Origin of the sequence: Pseudoxanthomonas sp. UC19_8, assembly GCF_042700505.1 — a bacterium.
Taxonomy (GTDB): Bacteria; Pseudomonadota; Gammaproteobacteria; order Xanthomonadales; family Xanthomonadaceae; genus Pseudoxanthomonas_A; species Pseudoxanthomonas_A winnipegensis.
In genome coordinates this window covers 3534434-3558830 of record NZ_CP170559.1, presented here as the reverse complement: position 1 = coordinate 3558830, position 24397 = coordinate 3534434, and the positions used below count along the sequence as shown (strand labels likewise).

General features: G+C 70.8%; 22 protein-coding genes. 15 read left to right on the top strand and 7 right to left on the bottom strand.

What is annotated here, in order from left to right; all coding sequences use genetic code 11:
- Positions 1-113: 113 nt before the first annotated feature.
- On the bottom strand, positions 114-476 hold the full coding sequence (locus ACFJIT_RS15740; RefSeq protein ID WP_165394609.1) for an I78 family peptidase inhibitor: 363 nt from the start codon (positions 474-476) through the stop codon (positions 114-116).
- A gap of 54 nt (positions 477-530) precedes the next feature.
- Between ACFJIT_RS15740 and ACFJIT_RS15735 the strand changes: the two genes are divergently transcribed.
- A complete protein-coding gene (locus ACFJIT_RS15735) occupies positions 531-1691 on the top strand; it encodes a DNA topoisomerase IB (RefSeq protein ID WP_379654197.1) in 1161 nt (386 codons plus the stop codon).
- A gap of 69 nt (positions 1692-1760) precedes the next feature.
- On the opposite strand, the gene ACFJIT_RS15730 is transcribed toward ACFJIT_RS15735, so the two are convergent.
- The 4 genes from ACFJIT_RS15730 to ACFJIT_RS15715 form a co-directional block, all read right to left on the bottom strand.
- Entirely contained in the window at positions 1761-2075 is a 315-nt protein-coding gene (locus ACFJIT_RS15730; RefSeq protein WP_337053056.1) for a hypothetical protein, read from the bottom strand.
- A 91-nt stretch (positions 2076-2166) separates the two neighbouring features.
- Entirely contained in the window at positions 2167-2406 is a 240-nt protein-coding gene (locus tag ACFJIT_RS15725; protein WP_379654196.1) for a hypothetical protein, read from the bottom strand.
- Positions 2393-2839: a 3-dehydroquinate dehydratase gene (locus tag ACFJIT_RS15720; RefSeq protein WP_379654195.1), complete on the bottom strand. Its 447-nt coding sequence runs from the start codon at positions 2837-2839 to the stop codon at positions 2393-2395. Before ACFJIT_RS15720 ends, ACFJIT_RS15725 begins: the two co-directional genes overlap by 14 nt.
- Before the next feature lie 11 nt (positions 2840-2850).
- Positions 2851-3252 carry a type II 3-dehydroquinate dehydratase gene (locus tag ACFJIT_RS15715; protein WP_379654194.1) on the bottom strand — a complete coding sequence of 134 codons (402 nt, stop codon included), beginning with the start codon at positions 3250-3252 and terminating at the stop codon, positions 2851-2853.
- Between the two features lie 341 nt (positions 3253-3593).
- Here ACFJIT_RS15715 and ACFJIT_RS15710 point away from each other — a divergent pair, with 341 nt between their 5' ends.
- From ACFJIT_RS15710 to ACFJIT_RS15645, 14 genes are all read left to right on the top strand, one after another.
- Complete coding sequence (locus ACFJIT_RS15710; RefSeq protein ID WP_379654193.1) at positions 3594-4433, top strand: transporter; 840 nt, start codon at positions 3594-3596, stop codon at positions 4431-4433.
- A complete protein-coding gene (locus ACFJIT_RS15705; protein WP_379654192.1) occupies positions 4396-4743 on the top strand; it encodes a potassium-transporting ATPase subunit F in 348 nt (115 codons plus the stop codon). The genes ACFJIT_RS15710 and ACFJIT_RS15705 overlap by 38 nt, the downstream gene beginning before the upstream one ends.
- Positions 4744-4756: 13 nt before the next feature.
- Entirely contained in the window at positions 4757-6460 is a 1704-nt protein-coding gene (kdpA, locus tag ACFJIT_RS15700) for a potassium-transporting ATPase subunit KdpA (protein WP_379654191.1), read from the top strand.
- Positions 6461-6472: 12 nt separating this feature from the next.
- Complete coding sequence (gene kdpB / locus ACFJIT_RS15695; RefSeq protein ID WP_379654190.1) at positions 6473-8515, top strand: potassium-transporting ATPase subunit KdpB; 2043 nt, start codon at positions 6473-6475, stop codon at positions 8513-8515.
- Positions 8516-8571: 56 nt separating this feature from the next.
- Positions 8572-9162: a potassium-transporting ATPase subunit KdpC gene (kdpC, locus tag ACFJIT_RS15690; protein ID WP_379654189.1), complete on the top strand. Its 591-nt coding sequence runs from the start codon at positions 8572-8574 to the stop codon at positions 9160-9162.
- A gap of 268 nt (positions 9163-9430) precedes the next feature.
- A complete protein-coding gene (locus ACFJIT_RS15685; RefSeq protein WP_379654188.1) occupies positions 9431-12088 on the top strand; it encodes an ATP-binding protein in 2658 nt (885 codons plus the stop codon).
- Entirely contained in the window at positions 12072-12785 is a 714-nt protein-coding gene (locus ACFJIT_RS15680) for a response regulator (RefSeq protein ID WP_130514587.1), read from the top strand. Before ACFJIT_RS15685 ends, ACFJIT_RS15680 begins: the two co-directional genes overlap by 17 nt.
- Before the next feature lie 237 nt (positions 12786-13022).
- Positions 13023-13805, top strand: a complete 783-nt coding sequence (locus tag ACFJIT_RS15675; protein WP_379654187.1) for a DOPA 4,5-dioxygenase family protein — start codon at positions 13023-13025, stop codon at positions 13803-13805.
- A gap of 97 nt (positions 13806-13902) precedes the next feature.
- Positions 13903-14289 carry a BlaI/MecI/CopY family transcriptional regulator gene (locus tag ACFJIT_RS15670; RefSeq protein ID WP_130514591.1) on the top strand — a complete coding sequence of 129 codons (387 nt, stop codon included), beginning with the start codon at positions 13903-13905 and terminating at the stop codon, positions 14287-14289.
- 2 nt (positions 14290-14291) lie between these two features.
- Complete coding sequence (locus ACFJIT_RS15665; RefSeq protein ID WP_379654186.1) at positions 14292-16121, top strand: M56 family metallopeptidase; 1830 nt, start codon at positions 14292-14294, stop codon at positions 16119-16121.
- Positions 16122-16609: 488 nt separating this feature from the next.
- Positions 16610-18001, top strand: coding sequence for an MATE family efflux transporter (locus tag ACFJIT_RS15660; RefSeq protein ID WP_379654185.1), 1392 nt, complete (start codon positions 16610-16612; stop codon positions 17999-18001).
- Complete coding sequence (locus tag ACFJIT_RS15655; RefSeq protein ID WP_379654184.1) at positions 17998-18432, top strand: glyoxalase superfamily protein; 435 nt, start codon at positions 17998-18000, stop codon at positions 18430-18432. Before ACFJIT_RS15660 ends, ACFJIT_RS15655 begins: the two co-directional genes overlap by 4 nt.
- 165 nt (positions 18433-18597) lie before the next feature.
- Entirely contained in the window at positions 18598-19254 is a 657-nt protein-coding gene (locus ACFJIT_RS15650) for a hypothetical protein (protein ID WP_379654183.1), read from the top strand.
- Positions 19254-20585 carry an XVIPCD domain-containing protein gene (locus ACFJIT_RS15645; RefSeq protein ID WP_379654182.1) on the top strand — a complete coding sequence of 444 codons (1332 nt, stop codon included), beginning with the start codon at positions 19254-19256 and terminating at the stop codon, positions 20583-20585. Before ACFJIT_RS15650 ends, ACFJIT_RS15645 begins: the two co-directional genes overlap by 1 nt.
- Before the next feature lie 13 nt (positions 20586-20598).
- On the opposite strand, the gene ACFJIT_RS15640 is transcribed toward ACFJIT_RS15645, so the two are convergent.
- Both ACFJIT_RS15640 and ACFJIT_RS15635 read right to left on the bottom strand, forming a co-directional pair.
- Positions 20599-21231: a ribonuclease H-like domain-containing protein gene (locus ACFJIT_RS15640; RefSeq protein ID WP_379654181.1), complete on the bottom strand. Its 633-nt coding sequence runs from the start codon at positions 21229-21231 to the stop codon at positions 20599-20601.
- Positions 21232-21788: 557 nt separating this feature from the next.
- A complete protein-coding gene (locus tag ACFJIT_RS15635; protein WP_379654180.1) occupies positions 21789-24329 on the bottom strand; it encodes a DEAD/DEAH box helicase in 2541 nt (846 codons plus the stop codon).
- Positions 24330-24397: the final 68 nt, after the last annotated feature.

The following is a 24397-nucleotide window of genomic DNA, read 5'->3' as shown; positions in this document are numbered from 1 at the left end:
GCGCCGCCGCAACGCCTGCGCCACCTTGGTGCAGTGACGGTTTCAGGGGCAACGAAACCGCCGCTTTTTCAGGGGTTCCGCGCCCGGGGCCGACCCGGGCGCGGGCGGGCTGTTCAGCCGCAGCGCACCGACACCGCCACGCCCTTCTCGTCGACCTCGATGTTGAGCCGGCTCTCGTTGAATTCCAGCGTCACCGGCTGGTTGGGCTTGAGCGTGCGCGCGCTCTTGGCGCCGGCGTCCTTCTGCGCCTGGTCCACGTCGGCCTGGGCCGGCGTCTTGCCGACGATCCACTGCGCCTGGGTGGCGTCGCAGGCGCTGGCGTCGGCCGGCGGCGCGGCTTCCGGCGTCGGGGTGGCGGCGGCATCGGCGCGCTGCTCGGACTGGGCCACGGCCTGTTCCTGTTCGTCGGGATTGGGCGCGGCGCAGCCGGCCAGCGCGAGCAGCAACATCAGCGAGGAGGCGGAGAGGGGGGACATGCGAAGGCTCCGTGACGATGAGGGCCTCATGTTAACCAGCCGACGCGCCCGCGCATGCGTCGGTTGACGGCGCTTTCATGCACGAGCAGACAACGTGCCGCCGGCATGGCTGCCTCTCCCAATTCCCGCAAGCGCACCCCCGCCCCGCCCGTGGTCCCGCCGCCGATGGCCGACGTGGCCAAGCTGGCCGGCCTGGTCTATGTCAGCGATGCCGAGCCCGGTTACTCGCGGCGACGCGCCGGCAAGGGCTTCGGCTATCGCGACCCGGAAGGCCGCGCGGTGCGCGATGCGCTGACCCTGACCCGCATCCGCGCGCTGGCCATCCCGCCGGCCTATACCGAGGTCTGGATCTGCCTGCAGGAGCGCGGGCATCTGCAGGCCACCGGGCGCGATGCGCGCCGGCGCAAGCAGTACCGCTATCACCCGGACTGGATGCAGGTCACCGGCGAGGGCAAGTTCGACCGCATCGTCCAGTTCGGCGCCACGCTGCCGCGCCTGCGTCGGCGCCTGCGCCAGGATCTCAAGCGCCCCGGCTTCCCGCGCGAGAAGGTGCTGGCGATCGTGGTGGCGGTGATGGCCGAGACGCTGGTGCGCATCGGCAACGCCACCTACGCCCGCGAGAACCGCTCCTTCGGCCTGACCACGTTGCGCAACCGGCACGTAGCCTTCGCCCGTGACCGGGTGCGGCTGAAGTTCCGCGGCAAGGGCGGGCTGGAGCACGACATCGGCATCGACGATGCGCGCCTGGTCAAGCTGATCCGCGCGGTGCAGCACCTGCCGGGGCAGGCGCTGTTCCAGTACCAGGACGACGACGGCACGCTGCAGCCGGTCGACTCCGGGCAGGTCAACGCCTACCTGCACGAGGTGATGGGCGAGGACTTCACCGCCAAGGACTTCCGCACCTGGGGCGGCACGCTGGCGGCGTTCAAGCTGCTGGCGGCCACGCCGCTGCCCGAGCCGCCCAGCAAGGCCGCGCTGAACCGCGCCAAGAACGGGGTGATCAAGGAGGTCGCCCGGGCGCTGGGCAATACGCCGGCGGTGTGCCGCAAGGCGTACATCGACCCCTGCGTGTTCGTGGCCTGGGAGGACGGGCGGCTGCAGAAGATCGCCGGCGACGCGCGCGGCGAGCGGCAGTGGGAGCAGGCCGCGCTGAAGCTGATGGCCAAGGTCCACAAGGTCTCGCTGGGCAAGGCCAAGCGCGCGGCCGCGGCCTGATCCGGACCCGGACACGACGACGCCGGCGCGAGCGCCGGCGTCGGGACAGCGGATGCGCCCGCGAGAGGCTTACTGCATCGCCACCGTGGTGCCGCTGCAGCCGATGGCGGTGATCGCGTTGTGCTCGCCGACCTGCACGTGCACGGTCGAGCCGCCTTCGGTCGCGGTCGCGGCCTGATCGCCGGTGGACAGCGCGGTGCTGTCGCTGTCCACGCGGATGCGCTCCAGCGTCGGCTGCGCGGCGGCCAGGCCGACCGCGCCCTTGACCATGTCGGTATGGCAGGTGCCGGAGATGGTGCCGTCCAGCGGCTGGAACGCCAGCGGCGCCGAGGCGCAGGCGGACAGGGCCAGGGACACGGCGGCGGCGGTCAGGGCAAGACGCATGGCAACTCTCTCCAGTGGGCAGCGGAGCCAAGCATTGCCGCGATCGTGTTGCGCCGTGATGAAGCCGCGTGTCATCGCATGTCAGCGGACCCTAGAGCCGCGCCAGCGTGCGGATGCGCACTTCGGCGGCGCCCACGCCGTGACGGTCGGCCGCGCGCTGCTGCAGGTCGTGCAGCCAGGCCGCGTCCGCGCCGGGCAGCGGGTCGCCGGGCGGCCCGGGCTGGATCAGCTGGCCCCAGGCGATCGGCTGGCCGCCCACCCACACTTCGTAATCGACGAAGTAGCGAACCGCGACCGGCGTGCGCGCCGGGCCCGGCTCAGGTGCCCACATGGACATCGTCCAGTCCGCTGCAGCCCAGATGTTCCAGCGCCAGCGACAGGGCCAGGGTGTAGCTGTGCGCGCCGTAGCCCTGGGCCCGGCCGACGCGCCGGCCGCTGGCGTCGGGCAGGCAGGCCTCGGGCTGGCCGGGCGGGTCATCGTGCACTTCGATGTAGGGCAGGGGCTGCTGTGCGAGCAGCGCCTGCAGCCGCGGGCTGGCGCTGCAGGCGCCGGGATCGAGCAGCACCAGCTCGACCTGGGTGCGCCGGCACAGGGTGAGGGTCTGCAGCAGCTCGCGCTCGCTGGCGCAGCTGCGCAGGGCGATGGTCTTGCCGGCGCAGCAGGCCAGTTCGGCCAGCCCGTGCATCACCGGCGAAGGAAGCGAGGCCGGCGGCGTCGGCGGGGCATGGAGGCGGTCGGGGCCGCGGACGATGACGATGGACATGGCGGCGGCCCTCAGTGCGCGTCGAGCGGCGCGGCGACCAGGCGCGCGGCCACGGCCAGCGCCATGGTCAGGCGCGCGGCGGCGTCGCGGTCGACGTTGAACACGGCCAGCGCCTCGTGCTGCGGATGGGCCCAGTGGGCGAACTCCTGGGCGCTGTGGTCGTGCAGTTCGATATACGGCGCGTCCAGCGCATCGAGCGCGTCGCGCAAGGCCGCGCCGTGCAGGGCGCAGTCGCGCGCGGACCACGCGCCGGGGTCGAGCACCACCAGCGGCGCGCGCTGGCGGCGGGCCAGGTGCAGGCCGCCGACCATGGCCGGCAGCGTGTCGCACTGGATCAGGTCGATGGACAGCGCGGCATGCGGGGGCAGTGAGACCGGGCCGGCGGCCGGCCCTTGGAGCAACACGATGGACATGAACATGGCAGCTGACAGCGCACCACGGTGCGGGACGCGCATGGTTCGCGCCGAGGGCATCAACGCGCCATGCGCATTGGCGCCTGCGGCATAAATTCTTCGCAATCTCTGCGCCGCGCAGCACGCGCACCTGGCGATTTGATGCGGTTTTTATGTCAGAGGCAGCGGGCGCGGATGGTGTCTTTACGCCGCCCCTTCCTATCTTGCGCTGGCCTTGCAGCGTGGCGTGGCGAGGCCGCCCACGCACCCAACCCAGCAGATCGACCTCCCGTGCAAAGGCCGTGGAATGTCGTCATACCGCGCGTCCGCTGATTGCCGGACGACGCCAAGGAAGCTTCGTTTTGAACATCGAGACCTCACTCAACGCGCCGCGTGGGCGCGCGCCGCTGGCCTCTGGCGCACTCGTGCTGCTCGGCCTGGCCTGTGCGGCCCCGGCCATGGCGGCCGGCGACGACGCGCCGCTCTGCACCGACCGCCCGACCAAGAGCAATGCGGTCTGCACCGTTCCCGCCGGCGATTGGCAGGTGGAAGCGGATGTCACCAGCTACACCCGCGATACCCAGCCCGCGACCAGGACCGAGACCTTCGCCTTCGCCAATACCGGGCTGAAGTACGGACTGAGCGACAACACCGACCTCCAGCTGTACTGGTCCCCGCAGCTGGAGGTCCGGACGCTGGATCGCACCAATGGCGCCAGCTCCAGCCTGTCCGGCGGCGGCGATGCGACCCTGCGCCTGAAGACCCGCTTCTACGAAGGTCAATCGGTGAGCATGGCGGTGATTCCTTTCGTCAAAATGCCGACCGCCGCCGACGGCCTGGGCAACGACAAGTGGGAAGGGGGCGTGGCCCTGCCGATCAGCCTCAGCCTGCCGCGCGGCTTCACCCTGTTGCTGGGGCCGGAGCTGGATGCGCTGGCCGACAGCGACGGCAGCGGCACGCACCTGGGCGTGACCAATCTGGTCAACCTCTCCCACGCGCTCACCCCGCGACTGGGCGTGGCGGTGGAGCTGTGGTCCTCGGTGAACAAGGACCCCGCCGGCACGATCAGGCAGGCCTCCGCGGACCTGGCGGTCAGCTACCTGCTGGCTCCGAAGTTCCAGATCGATCTCGGCGCCAACTTCGGTCTGAACGACCGGACGCCCGATGTCCAGGGCTACGTCGGATTCGCACATCGGTTCTGAGCCGCGCGGCCTGGCCGGGCGGAGAATTGATGAAGAATTTACGCAAGGCGGCGCATCGCGCCTAGCGCCTTTACCGGCACGCGCCCGACACTTTCGCCCGTTCCGGCACACCCGGTGCGGGCGCCGCATGCAGGGACCTGCATGCCCCCTTCCCTCATTCCCCTGCGGATCGCGTGGCACGCCTGGCCGCCGACCGCAGTCCATGGAGACACAACCAATGCCTGGCTGGCTAGCTTTGACCTGTGGTGCGCTGGTGATCCTCGCCGCTGCCTACCTGCTCTACGTCGTGCTGCGACCCGAAGACTTCTGAAGGAACCCACGACATGCTTGAGATCTTCCTGATCCTGGCCGCCGCGCTGCTGCTGGCCTGGCCGCTGGGTCTGTACCTGGCCCGGGTGATGCGCGGCGCACCGATGCGCGGCGATGCGCTGTTCGGCCTCGTCGAGCGGCCGCTCTATGCGCTGCTGGGCGTGGACCCGGCGCGCGGCATGTCCTGGCGCGGCTATGCCGGCGCCTTCGTGCTGAGCAATGTGGTGGTGGGCGTGCTGGTGTGGGCGATGTTCATGACCCAGGCCTGGCTGCCGCTCAACCCCGACGGCGTGCCCAACATGCGCTGGGACCTGGCGCTGCACACCATGGTCTCGTTCCTGACCAACACCAACCAGCAGCATTACTCCGGCCAGGCGCAGCTGTCCTACCTGTCGCAGATGGTGGCCATCACCGGGCTGCAGGTGATCACCCCGATGATGGGCCTGGGGCTGGCGGTGGCCACGCTGCGCGCGTTCTTCGGCAAAGGCCGCGCCGCCGAGGCGCAGGAAGGCGATGCGCGCGCGGTCGATGTGGGCAATTACTACAGCGATGTGATCCGCGCCTGCGTGCGCTTCATGCTGCCGCTGTGCCTGCTGTGGACGCTGCTGCTGGGCAGCCAGGGCGTGCCCTCCACGCTGCAGGCCGGTCCCACCGCCACGCCGATCGCGCACAGCGCGGACTTCAGCGCGCAGAAGCTGCCGCTGGGCCCGGTCGCGGCGATGGTCGCGGTCAAGCAGCTGGGCACCAACGGCGGCGGCTGGTACGGGCCCAACAGCGCGATGCCGCTGGAGAACCCGACCCCGTTCTCCAACGCGCTGGAATGCATCGCGCTGGTGCTGATCCCGATCGCGGTGGTGGTGATGGTCGGCGCGTTCACCGGCCGGCGCAAGCTGGCCGGGCTGATCTTCGGCAGCATGCTGGCGATGTCGGCCGCCTCCACCGCGGCGCTGGTGTGGGCCGAGGGCAATTCGGCCAGCGCCGCCAGCCCGCTGCTGATGGAAGGCAAGGAGGTGCGCTTCGGCGCCGATGCCTCCGCGCTGTGGGCGGCGCTGACCACGCAGACCTCCAACGGCTCGGTCAACGCCATGCACGATTCGCTCAGCCCGCTCAGCGGCGGCGTGGCCATGATCGACATGCTGATCAACGCCATCTGGGGCGGCATCGGCTGCGGCCTGCAGCAGTTCATCGTGTATCTGCTGCTGGGCGTGTTCCTGGCCGGGCTGATGACCGGGCGCACGCCGGAGCTGTTCGGGCGCAAGATCGAGACCGGCCAGGTCAAGCTGCTGGCGCTGCTGATCCTGCTGCAGCCGATCGTGCTGCTGCTGTTCACCGCCATCGCGCTGGCGGTGCCCGCCCTGACCGCCAACTCCAATCCCGGCTTCCACGGCATCAGCCAGGTGTTCTACGAGTACGCCTCGGCCTTCGCCAACAATGGCTCGGGCTTCGAGGGCCTGGGCGACAGCACGCCGTGGTGGAACCTCAGCTGCACCCTGGTGCTGCTGCTGGGCCGCTACCCGGCGCTGATCGTGCCGCTGGTGGTCGCCGCGCAGCTGGCGGCCAAGCGCGCCGCGCCCGAGTCGCCGGGCAGCCTGCAGATCGAAACCCCCACCTTCGCCCTGACCCTGATCGCGGTGATCGCCGTGCTGACCGTGCTGCAGTTCATGCCGGTGCTGGTGCTGGGCCCGGTCGCCGAACACCTGGCGCTGATGGCGCACTGAAGGACGCTGAACATGAACTCCCAAGTCCACTCCCACCGCGCGCCGCAGCGCCTGCTCGATGGCGCGGCCATCCGTGCCGCGCTGCGCGATGCGGTGCTCAAGCTCAACCCCGCCAAGCTGGTGCGCAGCCCGGTCATGGCCGTGGTCATGGCCGGCACCCTGGTCGCGCTGCTGGTCACGCTGACCGGCAACGCGCCGCTGGGCTTCGGCCTGGCGGTCAGCGCGATCCTGCTGCTGACGGTGCTGTTCGGCAATTTCGCCGAGGCCATCGCCGAGGCGCGCGGCCGCGGCCAGGCCGCCTCGCTGCGCACCGCGCGCCAGGACCTGATCGCGCGCAAGGTCGATGCCATCCAGGGCCATGCCAGCGAACGCAGCCTGCCCGCCGCGCAGCTGCGCCCGGGCGATCTGGTGATCGTCTCGGCCGGGCAGCAGATCCCGGCCGACGGCGAGATCGTGCGCGGCCTGGCGACCATCAACGAGGCCGCCGTCACCGGCGAGTCGGCGCCGGTGCTGCGCGAGGCCGGCACCGACCGCAGTGGCGTGATCGGCGGCACCAAGGTGCTGACCGACGAGATCGTGGTCAAGGTCACCGCCGAGCCGGGCAACAGCTTCCTGGACCGCATGATCGCCCTGGTCGAGGGCGCCAACCGGCAGAAGACGCCCAACGAGATCGCCCTGACCCTGCTGCTGGCGGCGATGACGCTGACCTTCCTGATCGTGGTCGCCACGCTGCCGGCCATCGGCGCCTTCGTCGGCGTGCGCGTGGACCCGCTGCTGCTGATCGCGCTGCTGGTGTGCCTGATCCCGACCACCATCGGCGGCCTGCTGCCGGCCATCGGCATCGCCGGCATGAACCGCGCCCTGGCGGCCAACGTGCTGGCCAAGTCCGGCAAGGCGGTGGAAGTTGCGGGCGATGTGGACGTGCTGCTGCTGGACAAGACCGGCACCATCACCCACGGCGATCGCCAGGCCACCCACTTCCACACCCTGGCCGGCATCGACGCGACCCAGCTGCGCGAGGCCGCGCTGCTGTCCTCGCTGGCCGACCCGACGCCGGAGGGCAAGTCGATCGTGCGGCTGGCGCGCGAGCAGGGCTGCACTGTGACGGAGCCGGAGAGCGCCGAGTACCTGGCCTTCACTGCGCAGACCCGCATGTCCGGCGTGGACGTGGCCGGTCGCGCGATCCGCAAGGGCGCCGTGGATGCCATCGCCGCCTACGTGACCGCGCTGGGCGGCAGCGTGCCTTCCGAACTGGCCGGCCGCGTCGAGCAGGTCGCGCGCGGCGGCGCCACCCCGCTGGTGGTGGCCGAAGGCCGGCACGTGCTGGGCGTGATCGAGCTGTCCGACGTGGTCAAGCACGGCATCAAGGAAAAGTTCGCCCAGCTGCGCGCGATGGGCATCAAGACGGTGATGATCACCGGCGACAACCCGCTCACCGCCGCGGCCATCGCCGCCGAGGCCGGCGTGGACGACTACATCGCCCAGGCCCGCCCCGAGGACAAGCTCGCCCGCATCCGCGCCGAGCAGGCCGGCGGGCGGCTGGTGGCCATGGTCGGCGACGGCACCAACGACGCCCCGGCGCTGGCCCAGGCCGACGTGGGCCTGGCGATGAACTCCGGCACCCAGGCCGCCAAGGAGGCCGGCAACATGGTCGACCTGGACAGCGATCCGGCCAAGCTGCTGGCGGTGGTGGAAGTGGGCAAGCAGCAGCTGATCACGCGCGGCGCGCTGACCACCTTCTCGCTGGCCAACGACGTGTCCAAGTACTTCGCCATCCTGCCGGCGCTGTTCGCCGCGGCGATCCCCTCGATGGCCGCTTTGAACGTGATGCACCTGTCCAGCCCGCGCAACGCGGTGCTGGCGGCGCTGATCTTCAATGCGCTGGTGATCCCGGCGCTGATCCCGCTGGCCCTGCGCGGCGTGCGCTTCCGCCCGGCCACGGCCACCGTGCTGCTGCGCCGGAACATGCTGATCTATGGCGTGGGCGGCGTGGTGCTGCCGTTCGTGGCGATCAAGCTGATCGATCTGGTCCTGGCCGCGGTGGTGGGCGCATGAGCCGCGTCGACCTCGCCCAGACCCTGATGTCCCGCCCTTCCGGAAAAGGAGCTGCCATGTCTTCCCCTGTTCTGCAGTACCGCGCCGCGTGGCGGCCGGCCCTGGTGCTGTCCCTGGTCGCGCTGCTGGTGATGGGGCTGCTGTACGCCCTGGCCGGCACGGGCCTGGCGCGCGTGGCGTTTCCCGAGCAGGCCACCGGCAGCCTGCTGCGGCGCGGCGATACCGTGATCGGCTCGGCGCTGGTGGCGCAGCCGTTCGCGGGCGATCAGTGGTTCCAGCCGCGCCCCTCGGCGGCCAAGTATGACCCGATGTCGGCCGCCGGCAGTAACCAGGCGCGCAGCAATCCCGACGCGATCAAGCGTGTGGACGACGCGATCGCGCAAGTCGCCGCGCGCGAGGGAGTGACACCCGCGCAGGTGCCTTCGGACCTGGTGACCCAGTCCGGCGGCGGGCTCGATCCGGACATCTCGCCGGCCGCGGCCCGGATCCAGATCGCCCGCGTGGCCCGTGCGCGCGGCTTGCCGGTGGAGACGGTGGCCGCGCTGGTGCAGGCGCATACGACCGGCAAGCAGTTCGGCGTGTTCGGGCAGCCGCGGGTGAATGTGGTGGCGTTGAATCTGGCGTTGGAGGACGCCTCCAAGCGCTGAGATCGAGGCAGGCGTCGGCTCCCCCCAAATCCGTCATTTTCGCGAACGCGGGAATCCGGGACGTTGTTTCTCGCTTTGCGCATGCGGCGCACTCCCAGCGGCAGGCCCCGGGAGAGCCCAAGGCAAGGGCAAAAGCGCAAAGTCCCCGGATTCCCGCTTTCGCGGGAATGACGAATTTTAGGTTGATGCCCGGTGCCGGCGCTTGGCTCTACGCAGATCGAAAGCCCCAACCCACCAAAACCCCAAGCAACCCAAGCAAAATCTCCCCATGACCGACCCCCGTACCCGCCAGGCCGACGCCCTCATCGAGGGGCTGCAACGCGAGCATGGCGGCCAGCTCACCGTGTTCCTCGGCGCGGCGCCCGGCGTGGGCAAGACCTACGCCATGCTCGGCCGTGCGCGCGAGCAGCTCCGGCGCGGCACCGACCTGGTGGTCGGCATCGTGGAGACCCATGGCCGCAGCGAGACCGCCGCCCTGGCCGAAGGCCTGCCGCAGCAGCCGCGCAAGCGCGTCGAGTACCAGGGCCGGGTGCTGGAGGAGATGGACCTGGACGCGCTGCTGGCGCGCAAGCCGGCCCTGGTGCTGGTGGACGAGCTGGCGCACCGCAACGCGCCGGGCAGCCGCCACGAGCGCCGCTGGCAGGACGTGGTCGAGCTGCTCGATGCCGGCATCGACGTGTGGACCACGATCAACGTCCAGCACCTGGAAAGCCTCAACGACATGGTGCTGCGCATCACCGGCGTGCGCGTGTCCGAAACCGTGCCCGATGCGGTGTTCGACCGGCTCAACGACATCGTGCTGGTGGACATCCCGCCGCGCGAGCTGGTCGAACGCCTGCAGCAGGGCAAGGTCTATCTGCCCGACCAGGCGGCGCAGGCGCTGCAGGCGTTCTTCTCGCCGTCCAACCTCACCGCGCTGCGCGAGCTGGCCATGCAGACCGCGGCCGAGCACGTGGACAACGCGCTGCGCGAGAACGCCGCCGCGCGCGGCCAGGCCGGCGTGCCCGTGCGCCGGCGCGTGCTGGTGGCCATCGACGGCGGCGGCCAGAGCGAATACCTGGTGCGCGTGGCCCGGCGCATCGCCGAACGCCGCGGCGCGCCGTGGACGGTGGTCACCGTGCAGCGGCGCGGCTTCGACGCCGACAGCCAGCAGGAGATCGACCGCGCCTTCGCCCTGGCGCGCCGCCTGGGCGGCGAGGCCGAGCTGCTGCACGGCCCCAACATCGCCGACGCCCTGCTAGACCATGCCGGCCACACCGGCGTGTCCACCCTGGTGCTGGGCCGCACCCGCGAGCGGCCGCTGGCGCGCATGGTCAACCGCACCCTGACCCAGCAGCTGATCCAGCGCGGCGCGCACCTGGAGATCAACATCGTCAGCACGCCGGCCGCGCGCGCCCGGGCGCGACGCAGCCTGCATGCGCTGCCGCAGCGGCTGAGCCGGCACGATGCCGGCTTCTCGCTGCTGGCGACGGTCGCCGCGGTGGCGCTGGCCTGGATCGCGCAGCGCTGGGTCGGGCTGGACGACCTGTCGATGGTGTTCATCGTCGCGGTGGTGGTGGTGGCCGCGCGCACGCGCATGGCCGCGGCGGTGCTCAGCGCCGTGCTGTGCTTTTTGGCCTACAACTTCTTCTTCATCGAGCCGCGCTTCACCCTGCACATCAGCGCCGAGCAGGGCGTGGTGACGGTGTTCCTGTTCCTGGCCGCCGCGCTGGTCGCCGGGCGCCTGGCCTCGCGCCTGCGCATGCAGGTGCTGGCGCTGGCGGCGGCCAACCGCCATGCCACGGCGATGCAGCAGCTGGGGCGCGAGCTGTCCACCGCCGCCGACCTGGGCCAGGTGCTGCAGGCCGGGCGCCGGGCGCTGGAGCGCGCGCTGGACGCGCAGGCCTGGCTGCGCGTGGGCGAGCAGGTCGAGGCCGCGCCCACCGCCGCGCTGGGTGACACCGACCACGCCGCCGCGGCCTGGACCCAGCGCCACGGCGCGCCCAGCGGCCGGCATACCGACACCCTGGCCGGCGCGGGCTGGTGGTTCGTGCCGATGACCGCCGGCGAGCGCACCACCATCGGCGTGGCCGGGCTGCGCATGGACGATCCCTCGCCCCCGGGCCTGGAACGCCGCCGCCTGGCCGAGGCCATGGTCGAGGACATCGCCCAGGCGGCCCTGCGCACGCGCCTGGTCGGCGACCTGGAGAACGCCCGCATGAGCGGCGAGACCGAGCGCCTGCGCTCGGCCCTGCTGTCCTCGGTCAGCCACGATCTGCGCTCGCCGCTGGCGGCGATGATCGGCTCGGCCAGCAGCCTGTCCGGCTACGGCCAGGCCATGCCGGTCGAGGACCGGCGCGCGCTGCTGGATACCATCCTCACCGAAGGCGAGCGCCTGGACCGCTACATCCAGAACCTGCTGGACATGACCCGCCTGGGCCACACCGGCCTGACCCTCAACCGCGACTGGATCGGCGTGGACGAACTGATCGGTTCGGCCGTGCGCCGCCTGCAGCGCTACCAGCCCGGCGTGCGCGTGGAGACCGCGCTGGCGCCGGAGCTGCCGATGCTGTGGGTGCATCCGGCGCTGGTCGAGCAGGCGGTGTTCAACGTGCTGGAGAACGCGGCCAAGTTCTCCCCGCCGGACCAAGCGGTGCGCGTGTCGGCCCAGCTGGCGCCCGGCGGCCTGCGCATCGATGTGGCCGACCGTGGCCCGGGCATCCCCGAGGACGAGCGCGCGCGCATCTTCGACATGTTCTACAGCGTCGAGCGCGGCGACCGCGGCCGCCACGGCACCGGCCTGGGGCTGACCATCTGCCAGGGCATGATCGGCGCGCACGGCGGCAGCGTGGAGGCACTTCCCGGTCAGGATGGGCGCGGTACGCTGATCCGCATCACCCTGCCGCTGATGCAGCCACCGCCCCGCAACGATGCCGACGACGACTGAAGCCCCCACCACGCCCGCGCGCGTGCTGGTGATCGACGACGAAGCGCAGATCCGCCGCTTCCTCGACATCTCCCTGCGCGCGCAGGGCTACGTGGTGCTGCAGGCGGCCGATGGCCGCGCCGGCCTGGAGACGCTGGCCACGCAGGGCGCGGACCTGGTGATCCTGGATATCGGCCTGCCCGATCTGGATGGCCACGAGGTGCTGGCGCAGCTGCGCCAATGGAGCCAGGTGCCGGTGCTGATGCTTAGCGTGCGCGCCGCCGAGAGCGAGAAGGTCGCCGCGCTCGACGGCGGCGCCAACGACTACGTCACCAAGCCGTTCGGCACGCAGGAGCTGATGGCGCGCGTGCGCGGCCTGCTGCGCCAGCACGTGGTGGCCGATGCCAGCGCGCCGCCGCTGTTCGACGACGGCCACCTGCACATCGACCTGGTGCGCCGCGAAGTGCACCTGGACGGCGCCCCCGTGGTGCTGACCCGCAAGGAGTTCGCCCTGCTCTCGCTGCTGGTGGCCAACGCCGGCCGCGTGGTCACCCAGCCGCAGCTGCTGCGCGAGGTCTGGGGCCCCACCCACACCGAGGACACCCACTACCTGCGCGTGCTGGTCGGCAAGCTGCGCGCCAAGCTCGGCGACTCGGCCCTGGCGCCGAAGTACCTGGCGACCGAGCCGGGGGTGGGGCTGCGCTTTCTGGGGTGTTGAGCTGCGGGTCGCTCCTCTACCTGCCCGGATCGGGCTTCGCGATGCGTGGTCGATCTTCGGCGTGACTTGAATGAGCCGAGCTCAAGCCGCCCGTACTCAAGGCAACTTGGAGGCGACGGCTTGGGCATGCCCGGCGCATGAGCTCATGCGCGATCGCCATATCGTGTAGTGCGATGCGCTGCCTACCATGGCCGCGAAGCACGCATGGGGTGCGTGCACAAGCCCTGGACCTGCACGATGTCTGCCACGCACGACGACGCCCTGCGCCCGCAGGATGAGGAACACGCCCACCGCCTGGTGGACCGCCACGGGCGCCTGGTGCGCAACACGCCGCAGGATCAGGACTGGGCCGATCTGCTGTCGCCGGCGCGGCGCCGCCTGATCGGGGCGAGCGCGCTGGCCGCCGGTGGGCTGGCGCTGTCGGCGCAGGGCGCGGTGGCGGCCCCGGCGGCTGGCGAAAATTTCACCGCGCCGGGCAAGCCCGGCTTCCGCGCCATCGTGCCGCCGCCGGACGCGGGCAAGAGCCCCTGGGGCGAGCACACCGCCGCCGAGCCCACGCCGCGGCCGCGCAGCATCCGGCCCGGCGAGAGGACGCTGCCGGCCAGGCCGCGCGCCTATACCGACGTGAAGAGCTATCACGCGCATATCTACTTCGACGAGGACACCTACGAGAAGGCCGCGCTGATCCGCCGCTGGACCGCCGAGCGCTTCCCGGTGGAGCTGGGCAACTGGAACCTGGAGCCGCGCGGCCCGCACGTCACCCCGTCGTTCTACTTCGGCTTCACCAACGACCTGCTGCCGGTGGTCGTGCCGTGGCTGCAGTTGAACAGCCTGGGCCTGACCATCCTGCTGCACCCCAACACCGGCGACGAGCGCGCCGATCACCTTTACTACGCGCTGTGGGTCAACCGCTCCCAGCCGGTCAACGGCTATCTGATGCCCGACCTGGAGAAGGGCGGCGAGCCGCACCTGGAGCGGATCTACCCGAACATCGTGCCGACCGTTCCCCTGGAGACCTGACACCCACGGCCGTTCGTCGGCCATGACCTCCGGCAGGGTTGACTACAGTTGTCGTCACGGCTAGGTTGACTACAAATGTAGGCAACCGGAGACGGCCATGCGCCGCAAGAGCATCGGGGACCAGGAGCTGGCGCTGCTCCAGTACATCGGCGAGCAGGGCGAGGCGACGGTAGGCGAGGTGGCCGCCGGCTTCGGCGAGGCGCGCGGGCTGGCGCGCTCGACCGTGCTGACCATGATGGAGCGCCTGCGCACCAAGGCCTACCTGCGGCGCAAGCAGGTCGACGGCGTGTACCGCTACGCCGCCACGGCCGGCCAGGACGCGGTGGTCCAGGGCGCGGTGCAGAGCTTCGTGGAGAAGACGCTGCAGGGCTCGGTCTCGCCGTTCGTGGCGTGGATGTCCCAGCGCAGCGAGGTCAGCGACGATGAGCTGGCCGAACTCGAGGCGCTGGTCGCCAAGCTGCAGTCGCAGCGCAAGGAGGGCTGAGCATGGACGCCCTCGCCTCGGAACTGATCACGCGCCTGGCCACGACCAGCTTGCAGACCGCGCTGCTGGTCGCGCTGGTGTGGGCCCTGTGCCGCGCGCTGCCGCGCCTGCCGGCGTCCACGCAATGCTGGCTGTGGTGGACGGTGGCGCTGCAGGCGGTGATCGGCCTGGTCGCCGCGCCGCTGGAGCTGCCGTGGCTGCCGGCCGCCGCGCGCGCATCGGCCGCCGCGCCCGCTTTGGTGCCTGCGGCCGAAGCGACCGCGCCGCTCGTGATCGCGCCGCTCGCTTCGGCGCCCACCCTCGCGCCGCTGTGGGTGCTGCCGGCCTGGCAGACGGCGCTGCTGGCGCTGTGGCTGGCCGGGATCGTCGTGATGGCCTTGCGAACGGCGCTGGCCTGGCGCGCGAGCCGCGCGCTGGTGCGCGCCTCGCATCCCTGCGACGACGCGGTGCTGTCCGGCGCCCTGCGCCTGGCGGCCGAGGCCCACGGCCTGCGCACCGCACCGCCGCTGCGGCTGTCGCGCCAGATCAGCTCGCCGCAGCTGGTCGGCGTGCGGCGCCCAGTGCTGCTGCTGCCCACGCCCGAAGCCGCCCGCATCGGCGACGACGACCTGGACATGGCCCTCACCCACGAGCTGGTCCACCTGCGTCGCCGCGACCTGTGGTGGGGCCTGCTGCCTGTGCTGGCCCAGCACGTGGCCTTCTTCCATCCGCTGGTGCATTACGCGGTGCGCGAATACGGCGTGGCCCGCGAGGCCGCCGTCGATGCCGCGGTGATCGCCGGCAACCGTCACTGTCGCGGCGATTACGGCCGCCTGCTGGTCCGCCTCGGCGTCGCGCCGAGACCGGGGGCGGGCCTGGCCAGTGCATCGCCGTCCTTCCTCAGCCTCAAACGGAGACTGCTCATGCTGCAGAACACGCACTCCTTCCCGCGCATCGGCGCGGTCCTGATCCTGGCCGGTGTTGCGGTGGCCGGCGTCACTCCGCTGCGGCTGGTGGCGGCCGCGCCGGCCCCGCAGACGCCGGTAGCCGAAGCCAAGCCCGCTGCCGCCGCGCAACCGGCCGCCGCCGCCGCGCCCGCGGCACCTGCGGCCCGGGCGGCCGGCATGCGTGCCCTGCTGGCGCCTCCCGCTCCGCCGCCGCCGCCGCCCGCGCCGCCGGCAGACGCGGTTCCTGCGCCGCCGGCCCCGCCCAAGCCGCCGGCCACGGCGTTCAGCACCCGGGGCCTGTTCCACCAGTCGCATGACGCCAGCCGCGACGCCTACGTGCTGGTGCAGGGCAATGAGAGCACGATGAGCGGGTCCTCCGAAGATCTGCGCCGGGCGCGCGCGCTGGACGATGGCAAGGGCGTGCTGTTCGTGCGTCGCGCCGGCAAGAGCTACGTGATCCGCGACGCGGCCACCCTGTCGCGCTTCAAGGCGGTGTATGCCGAGACCTCTCGCATTGGCGAGGCCCAGGGCAAGCTCGGCGAGCAGCAGGGCGCGCTGGGCGAACGGCAGGGCAGCATCGGCGGGCGCATGGGCGAGATCGGCAGTCGCCTGGGTGATCTCGCCGTGCGCGAGGCGCAGCTGAGCCTGGCCGGCGGCGACAGTGCCGCCGCACGCAAGGCCATCGAGGACGCCCACCGCGCCACCGAGAAGGCCCGCGCGGAAATGGACGACCCGGCCATGCAACGCGAGATGGCCGAGCTGTCCCGCCAGCAGGAGGCGCTGGGCCAGCAGCAGGCCGTGCTGGGCAAACAGCAGGCCGCCGCCAGCGCACGCGCGCAACGCGAGGCGGAGAGCATCATCAACCAGACCCTCCAGAGCGGCCTCGCCCAGCCCATCGACGGCTGAGTGCTTGGTGCGAGAAGCGGGCGGGTCGTGAACGAGGCTTCGGCACCCGCATGATGCGGGTGCCGAATGCTTTCCGGGTTCTTCGAATCGCGGCACCGCGGCCGGTCTCGGCACTCGCTGGGCCACGGCGACGGTGAGAGCGAAGCAGACATGCTGCAGGCCGGCATCCCGTCAGTGAGGCGAGCAGCGGTTACGGAACGCGTCGCGAATCGAAGCTTGGAGCGATCTATCTGAGCGGCACGCTCAGGGGCCGTCCTCGCCAGCCATCGGGCATGAACCAGCGTCCCGCAGCGGCTTCCATCCGCTTCGCCGCGACAGCGGTGCCGGCTTGTCGGGTAAGATGCGCGCCGGTCTCGGGCACCGGCCGCTTGCTGACGCCATGTCACGGTGAAGCCCCGAAGCAGTGAACCCTCACCCTCGAAGCATTTCGCAGGTGGGCAACGCAAGCGCCCCACCCCCATCGAAATGCCTCAGATGAGGAGTGAGCGATGTCGTCCCGACACGCCCAGCAAGCCGGAGCGGCGCAGCCGTTCCTGACGGCGCCGGTTGGCCGTCTATTCGTTTCCAACGCCCTGCCGATGGCGATCGTGTTGTCGCTGGGCGGCCTGCTCAATGCGGTCGATGGCATCTTCGTCGGGCGCTTTGTCGGCCCCGACGCACTGGCGGCCGTCAGCGCGCTCTTTCCCCTGGTCATGCTGACCACGGCGCTGTCCGCGCTGGTGGGCGGTGGCCTGTCCAGCCGCATGGCCCGCCACCTGGGTGCCGGGCAACACGCCGCAGCGTTCGATGACCTGCGCGCGGCGCGGGCCTTGGCCCTGGTCATCGGCTTCGGACTGATGGCGCTGTTCCTGGCGTGCGGCAGGCCGCTTGCGGCGGCGTTGGCAGGCGGCGGCTCGCGGGCGGCACAGCTGAGTCACGACTACCTGCGCGTCATCGTGCTGGCCGCGCCTTTGCAGCTGCTGCTCGGCGTCTACGCCGACGCCTCGCGCACCGAGGGCCGCGCCGCCGTGGTCGCGCGGCTTTCGGTCGTGATGAACCTGGTCAACATCGCGGCCAACGCGGTGCTGATCGCAGGGTGCGGCCTGGGCGTGGCCGGTTCCGCGCTCGGCACGCTGCTGGCGCAGGCCGTGGGATTGGTCCTGTTGGTCGCCGCACGCCGGCGCGCGGTGCGGGGGTTGCCGACGCCCCCGCGACCCGGCGCGATTCCCGCGCAGGCCTGGCGCAGCATCCTGCTGCTGGGCCTGCCGGTCAGCCTGGGGCTGCTGGGCACCGTCGTGGTGTCGGCGACGGTGATCCTGGCGCTGCGCACGGCGCCGGATCGCGAGACGACGCTGGCGGCCTATGGCATCGTGACCCGCCTGATGGGATTGGCCTTCCTGGTGCAGATGGCCATGGCGCTGGCGGTGCAGACGATCGTGGGCCATCACCTGGGCGCGGGCCTCCCGCAGCGCGCCACGGCGTGCGTGCGTCTGGGCATGGTCGCCGCCGCGCTCTGGTGCCTGTGCGTGGCGCTCGTGCTGCTGGCCGGCGGTGCCGAGCTGGGGTGGTGGTTCACCCCCTCGCGCGAGGTCGCCCACGACGTCGCCAGGATCCTGCAGGCACAGCTGCTGTTCTACGTCTGCTCCGGGCCGCTGCTGGTATTGGCGCTGTCCGTCCAGGCGGCGGGCAGGGCGCGCGAGGCGGCGCTGCTCACGCTGCTCAAGCCCTGGGTGCTCACGCCGGGACTTGTCCTGATCTGCGTCGCGTCGTGGGGCAACCGCGCGCTGTGGTGGGCGTTTCCGTTGGCGGACGCGATGCTGCTGTGCGCCGTGTTTGTCGTCTGGCGTCTGCGCCGTGGGCGAGGTCCGGTTGGCGATGCGACCCGCGAGGGGACGCCATGACCCTGACCCTCGTCGAAGCCAAACGCCAGGCCAAGGCATTGCGCATAGCGCTGCAGGCGCAGGGGACGGCAATCCGTCATGCCCAGGCGCTGGAGGCGATCGCCGCCCAGCACGGCGCGAAGGACTGGAACACCTTGCATGCGCGCCTGGCGCGGCAGCAGGGGCTGCCCGCCCTGGACTTGAACGCGCGTATGCATGGGCGCTACCTGGGGCAGCCTTTCACCGGCCGCGTCGTGACGTTGTCTGCCGTCGGCGACTTGTTCCGGATCGAGATCCGGCTCGATGCGCCGGTGGATACGGTGCGGTTCGCCAGTTTCTCCAACCTGCGCAGCCTGGTGCGCGCCACGGTCGATGCGCACGGGCGATCGCCGCAGAAGACCTCCGACGGCGTGCCGCATCTGGTGCTGGACGCAGGCGCCAGGCGGCGCTGAACGCGTCCGCGTCGCGACCCGTACGCGCGGCGTCAGCGGTCGAGCCTCGAATGCGATGCCTACAGGCAGGCTGCCCGGCGCAAGTTGAAGTCGTCACCGAAGTGCGCTTAGATCGGCCTGCCTGCTCGGAGCAGGCCGATCTCCCTCCCGCCAAGGACGCTGCCCATGAAATCCGCATCGGTCATCGCGCCCGGCCTTCTTCTGGCGCTTGTCGCCACCGCCTGTGGATCCACGCCCATGCAAAGCCAAGTCCCGCGCACCCATGTGGACGTCAAGGACAACCAGCCCCCGAAGCCGGTCATCCACCGTAATCCGCATCCCACGGCATACGAGGTCACCGTGGCCATCAAGGATGCGCCGGGGCCGTTCGAGGTGGTCGACGCGGCCATGCAGTACCAGGTGCTGGATCCGAGCTGTCGCCCCGATCTGGGCGGCATGGCGGGGACGCGCGCGACGCTCGTGGAGTGGGTGCCAGTTCAACTGCGGCCCGCTACGAATGGCGGTTACCGCGGCGTGATCTATGAGGATCTGCTCAAGGACGAGGACTACTACGGACTGGGCGTATGCCACTGGACGATGGTGGCGGTTCAATTCCGGCTCAAAGCGACCTCAAAACCCTCGGATGCTGAGTTTTCCTATCACCTGCATCGAGATGACATCAGAGATGGCGCGAGTCTCAAGGCGTACTTCTGGAAGGGGATGTATCCGAGGGCGCCTGTCGATGGCATGACCGTCCCTGGTAACGAAACTCCTGACAAGTTCAAGAATGAAGTCAGGGATCAGCTCTTCTATCTGCAGGTGGAACTGAAGAAGGAAGCGTGATGACAATCTCGACGGAGCAGGACGCTGCGTTAGCTGCTGATGCCTATCAGACCTATCCCAACGACGGTCGGAAGCACAGCATCAATGTCGATGGAATCGACTTCGATGTGGTCGCCCAGCGGAGCGATCCGAACGGCTACCAGGGAACCCTCTACCGCCGGGCCGATACCGGCGAGTTGGTGGTCGCGCATCGTGGCACCGAGTTCGATCGCGAGCTGGTGAAGGACGGGCTTATCGCCGATGGTGGGATGGTGTTCGTCGGCGCCAACAGCCAAGCCGACTCGGCAAAGCGATTCACGGAGCAGGCGCTTGAGCAGGCCAGAGCGCTCAACCTTGCGGAGGGCAAGGAAATCTCCGTCACCGTCACCGGCCATTCCTTGGGAGGAACGCTCGCCCAGATCACAGCGTACGAGTACGGCCTCAAGGGCGAGACCTTCGATGCATACGGCGCCGCGGGCCTGACCCGGCACATCCCGGAAGGCGGCCAGGACGTCATCAACCACATGCGCGCGACCGACTTCGTGAGCGCCGCCAGCCGCCATTACGGTGAAGTCCGCACCTATGCGACCGAGCAGGACATCGCCGCGCTCAAGGGCCACGGCTATGCCAACGACCATCGCGTGCTGACCGATCTGCGCAATCCGTTCGGCGTGGCGGTGGGTGTCGGCGTCGCCGCGCATTACAGCAGCAACTTCCTGCCGACCAATCCGGAAGGGGGCGGCTCGATCATCAACACCGAGGACGCGGCGCGTTACGCCGAGTATCGGCCGATGATCGACAAGTACCGCAACGACATCCATCTGGTGCATCAGGGCCTGGCCCTGCCGCGCAACGTCGTCCACGGCATGGCCGATGCGTTGGGCCATGGGCGCGAGGCGCGCCATCGGCAGGTCGGTGGCGAGGTCGAGCCGGTCTCCGTGCCGCTGCCTGGCCATGCGGATCTGCGGCTGGACCCGATGTTCCAGCAGATCCAGGGGCATGTGGCCCGGCTGGATGCCAGTCTGGGCCGCACGCCGGATGCGGCCAGCGAGCGCATGAGCGCCAGCCTCTACGCCAAGGCCGTCGAGTCGGGCATGACCCGGGTCGATGGCGTGCATCTGAGCATCGAGGGCGCGCAGTCCCGCGCCGGCGAACGCGTATTCGCCGTGCAGGGCAATCCGGCCGATCCGGCGCATCTGCGCACGTCCGTGTCCACGCAGGAGGCGGTGCAGGCGCCGGTCGAACAGTCCTTCAGCCAGGCCGAGCAGAGCCGAACCATGCAGCAGCAGGCGGCCGCGCAGTCGCGGCAGGCGCCGCAGCAGCACGAATCGATGGGTGCGCTCGGCCGCTGAGCGCGTCCTGACTCTACGGCGCCTCTTCGAACGACAGCACCTCGCGATCGTCGGCTTCGGCCTGCACCAGCCGGTGGAACAACTGGGCCAGCGTGACCACGTCCTGGTGGTTGTGCTCGGCGACGCGGCGCAGGTTGCCGGCGCTGCCGCCGCGCAGGAACGACAGCCACGCGGCCGGCGCCTCTGCGCCGGGCAGGTCGTCCTGGCGCACGATGCGCAGCAGCTGGCGCTCGATGGTGGCGAGCCGGCAGTTCTCCCAGGTGCCGCGATAGCGGCGGCGGGTGGGAAACAGCAGGTCGACATGGTCGAGCGCGGACAGCGGCTCGGCCATCCGCGCCAGGCGGTAGCGCGTCTTCAGCAGCGGCGCGTCGTAGCAGCGGCCGTTGTAGCTGGACAGCACCGTGGTCGGCGACAGCCAGCCGGCGAAGGCGCGCAGCATCGGCGCTTCGGCCGCCATGGTGGAGATCATCAGCTGGCGCACGCGCAGGCCTTCGTTGCCGTCGGCGTCCACATGCCAGTCCGCCGCGCCGATCATGAAGGCGCGGGTGCCGGTGCCGCCGGCCAGGCCGGTGGTCTCGGTGTCGAAGAACAGCAGGTCGCGCGGGTGCACCGCGTCTTCGTGGCGCTTGGCGAAGGCCAGCGACAAGGCCGCGCGAGGGATGGGTTGCGGCAGGAAGGCCTCGATCAGGTGCAGGCCGGGCGAGAGTTCGCGCCCGGGCAGGCTGCGATCCAGTGAGGCCGGCTTGCGTGCGGGTACCGGCGTCGTGCCGGGTTTGCGTTCGCGGGTGGCGATCAGCCGGCGCAGGGCGTCCAGGCTGCGCGGTGGTTGGGTGTCGTTGGCAGCAGGGTTGGAGGGCGTTCGCAGGCGGACCGGGCGTGTGGAGTGCGGATCAAGAGCGAGATCAAGATCAAGAGCTTGACCCCTCCCCCTCAATCGCTCGCCGCGATCTCGAGCTCCCCCTGCTTCGCAAAGGGAGGGGGCAGAAGCGGGGCTGGGGCGATCGGACGCATTGAGGGCTCCCTGTCTTTCGCGCTGCGAAGCGGAGTTCGGGATTGCGGGAAACGACTGAGAAGGTTGGGCACCGCTGTCCTGCGCCGTTTCCGCAGCAGCAGACGCGGCGGCGCTTGGCGCCGCAGGCGCCTGCCGGACCGTCGGATCGCCGGCCTGCCTGCGCAGCGCGCGCAGGCGCTCCAGGCTCATGCTCACGACCGCGCCTCCCGGGCCGGACGGTCTTCATCCAGCATCTGCGGCGCGGGGTCGATCGGCGCGAACACCGCTTCGCCGTCGAAGGGCGCTTCGCGCCGTGCATGCGCTTCCAGGTCCGACAGCAGCGCCAGCACCTTCAGCGCCAGGGTCTTGGGCGAGGTGCCTTTGCCGTCCTCGTGCGCGGCCAGGACCGGGCCGACGCAGGCGGGGCAGCCGGCGCTGCAGTCGCAGCGCTGCACCAGCTCGCCGGCGCGCTGCACCAGTTCGGCCTGGCGCTGCCACAGCGGTTCGCTCAGGCCCACCCCGCCGGGGAAGTTGTCGTACAGGTAGACGGTAGGTACGAAGGCCTGCTCCAGTTCCACCACGCCTTCGGCGCCATCGGCGCCGCGCAGCTGGCCGCGGCCGGTCTGATCGGCCAGGGCGAACCACGCGCCATCGCCATTGCCCACCGCCTTCTGCAGATCGCGCGCGTCGGCCATCACCGCCACCGTGGCAACCACATGCAGCGCGTAGGCGGCGCCGAGGAAGCCGTCCAGCGCGTCCTGCTTGGAGGCGAAGGCCTTGCCGAGCGTGGCCTGCGGCAGCTGCCACCACAGCGCAGTGGTGTGCAGCTCCTGGTCGGGCAGGTTGACCGGGCCGTAGCCGATGTTCTCGTGGGTGTAGTAGCGGATCTTCTTATAGCCGCTCACGCGCCGCACCACGTGCACCTCGCCGTGGTGCGCGTCGCCGCGCCCGGCCGGGCCGCCATCGAAGCGCTCCAGCACCTTGAGCTTGGTGTAGTCGATGCTGTCGGTGTAGTAGTCCACGTGCGTGCGGGTGACGAAGGCCTTGCGTCCTTCCCAGTCCAGATGCTCGACCTGGTAGGGCGTGGACTGGACCATGTGGATCGCACCCTCGTACAGGGTCAGCGCGGCGGCCGAGTAGTCGACCTCGGCGATGATGGTCTGCTTGCCGTTGGTCTTGTCGACCACCACGAAGTTGCCGTCGGCCACCGAGCGCAGGCTGACCGCGTTGGCCGGGTAGCTGTCGGCGATCCACTCCCAGCGCTCGCCTTCCTGGTGCACGACCTCGCTCTCGGCCAGGGCCTGCAGGTAGACCAGCGGGTCGATGGGGCCGAAGGCCTCGCCGGCATTGAACGGCAGCTCGAACGCCGCGCAGCGGATGTGGTCAAACAGGATCAGCGGCTGGTCCGGCGCGGTGCGCGCGTGTTCGGGCGGCGCGTCGGCGAAGAACTCCGGGTGCCGCACCACGTACTGGTCCAGCGGCTGCGAGCTGGCCACCAATACGCCCAGGCTGGCGCGCTGGCGGCGGCCGGCGCGGCCGAAGCGCTGCCAGGTCGCCGCCACGCTGCCCGGATAGCCGTTGAGCACCACCACGTCCAGGCTGCCGATATCCACGCCCAGCTCCAGCGCGGAGGTCGAGACGATGCCGTCGATGCGGCCGTCGCGCATCGCGCGCTCGGCCTCGCGCCGTTCGGTCGGCAGGTAGCCGCCGCGATAGGCGCGGATGCGCGGCGCCTTGCGCGGGTCGTGGTCGAAGATGTCCTTCAGGTACTTGGTCAGCACCTCCACCATCAGCCGGCTCTGCGCGAACACCAGCGTCTTCAGCCCCGACTTGATCGCGATGCGCGCGATGCGGTTGGACTGCGAACGCGCCGAGGCGCGCAGGCCCAGGTCGGCGTTGACCACCGGCGGGTTCCACAGCAGCACATGCTTGTCGCCGGTGGGCGCGCCGGACTCGGTGATGGCATGCACGCGGTCCTCGATCAGGCTTTCGGCATGCGCCTGCGGGTTGCCGATGGTGGCCGAGCACAGGATGAACTGCGGGTTGGCGCCGTAGAAGGCGCAGATGCGCTTCAGCCGCCGCAGCACGTTGGTGACGTGGCTGCCGAACACGCCGCGGTAGGTGTGGATCTCGTCGATCACCACGAAGGCCAGGTTCTCGAAGAACTGCGCCCACTTGGTGTGATGCGGCAGGATCGCCTGGTGCAGCATGTCCGGGTTGGACACCACGATGTCGCCATGCAGGCGGATGGCCTGGCGCGCATCGCCCGGGGTGTCGCCGTCGAAGGTGAAGGCCTTGACCCCCAGCTCGCCGGCGCGGTTGAGGTCCAGCAGCTCGGCCACCTGGTCCTGCGCCAGCGCCTTGGTCGGGAAAAGGTACAGCGCCTTGGCCTTGCCGCGCATCGCCGCACTCACCACCGGCAGCGTGTAGCACAGCGACTTGCCGCTGGCGGTGGGCGTGACCACGGCGATGTGCTCGCCGCGCTGCGTGGCGGCCCAGGCCTGCGCCTGATGCGCGTACAGCTGCTCGATGCCGCGCGCGCGCAGGGCGTCGGCCAGCGCACGCGGCACATCGTCCGGAATCGGCGCGTAGCGGCCTTCGCGCCCGGGCAGGGTGAAGCGCCCGGTGATGCGGTCGGCATAGCGCTGGGCCAGGCGCGCGCCCAGCACCGCGCCGTCGCGCGAGGGCTGCCCCTGGGTGGTCGCCAGGGCGCGTTCGCTGGCTTCGGTGCGGGGGGCGAGGGAGTAGGTCATGCGAGGGCCCGGGCGGTCAGGGCGAGGCAGGGGAGCACGGCGGCGTCTCAGCCGGCGAGACGGCGCGG

Excerpts from the sequence above, each read along its gene's own strand:
- ACFJIT_RS15740 (WP_165394609.1), bottom strand. The coding sequence starts at position 476 with ATGTCCCCCCTCTCCGCCTCCTCGCTGATGTTGCTGCTCGCGCTGGCC.
- ACFJIT_RS15735 (WP_379654197.1), top strand. The coding sequence starts at position 531 with ATGCGTCGGTTGACGGCGCTTTCATGCACGAGCAGACAACGTGCCGCC.
- ACFJIT_RS15730 (WP_337053056.1), bottom strand. The coding sequence starts at position 2,075 with ATGCGTCTTGCCCTGACCGCCGCCGCCGTGTCCCTGGCCCTGTCCGCC.
- ACFJIT_RS15725 (WP_379654196.1), bottom strand. The coding sequence starts at position 2,406 with ATGTGGGCACCTGAGCCGGGCCCGGCGCGCACGCCGGTCGCGGTTCGC.
- ACFJIT_RS15720 (WP_379654195.1), bottom strand. The coding sequence starts at position 2,839 with ATGTCCATCGTCATCGTCCGCGGCCCCGACCGCCTCCATGCCCCGCCG.
- ACFJIT_RS15715 (WP_379654194.1), bottom strand. The coding sequence starts at position 3,252 with ATGTCCATCGTGTTGCTCCAAGGGCCGGCCGCCGGCCCGGTCTCACTG.
- ACFJIT_RS15705 (WP_379654192.1), top strand. The coding sequence starts at position 4,396 with ATGTCCAGGGCTACGTCGGATTCGCACATCGGTTCTGAGCCGCGCGGC.
- kdpA (WP_379654191.1), top strand. The coding sequence starts at position 4,757 with ATGCTTGAGATCTTCCTGATCCTGGCCGCCGCGCTGCTGCTGGCCTGG.
- kdpB (WP_379654190.1), top strand. The coding sequence starts at position 6,473 with ATGAACTCCCAAGTCCACTCCCACCGCGCGCCGCAGCGCCTGCTCGAT.
- kdpC (WP_379654189.1), top strand. The coding sequence starts at position 8,572 with ATGTCTTCCCCTGTTCTGCAGTACCGCGCCGCGTGGCGGCCGGCCCTG.
- ACFJIT_RS15685 (WP_379654188.1), top strand. The coding sequence starts at position 9,431 with ATGACCGACCCCCGTACCCGCCAGGCCGACGCCCTCATCGAGGGGCTG.
- ACFJIT_RS15680 (WP_130514587.1), top strand. The coding sequence starts at position 12,072 with ATGCCGACGACGACTGAAGCCCCCACCACGCCCGCGCGCGTGCTGGTG.
- ACFJIT_RS15675 (WP_379654187.1), top strand. The coding sequence starts at position 13,023 with ATGTCTGCCACGCACGACGACGCCCTGCGCCCGCAGGATGAGGAACAC.
- ACFJIT_RS15670 (WP_130514591.1), top strand. The coding sequence starts at position 13,903 with ATGCGCCGCAAGAGCATCGGGGACCAGGAGCTGGCGCTGCTCCAGTAC.
- ACFJIT_RS15665 (WP_379654186.1), top strand. The coding sequence starts at position 14,292 with ATGGACGCCCTCGCCTCGGAACTGATCACGCGCCTGGCCACGACCAGC.
- ACFJIT_RS15660 (WP_379654185.1), top strand. The coding sequence starts at position 16,610 with ATGTCGTCCCGACACGCCCAGCAAGCCGGAGCGGCGCAGCCGTTCCTG.
- ACFJIT_RS15655 (WP_379654184.1), top strand. The coding sequence starts at position 17,998 with ATGACCCTGACCCTCGTCGAAGCCAAACGCCAGGCCAAGGCATTGCGC.
- ACFJIT_RS15650 (WP_379654183.1), top strand. The coding sequence starts at position 18,598 with ATGAAATCCGCATCGGTCATCGCGCCCGGCCTTCTTCTGGCGCTTGTC.
- ACFJIT_RS15645 (WP_379654182.1), top strand. The coding sequence starts at position 19,254 with ATGACAATCTCGACGGAGCAGGACGCTGCGTTAGCTGCTGATGCCTAT.
- ACFJIT_RS15635 (WP_379654180.1), bottom strand. The coding sequence starts at position 24,329 with ATGACCTACTCCCTCGCCCCCCGCACCGAAGCCAGCGAACGCGCCCTG.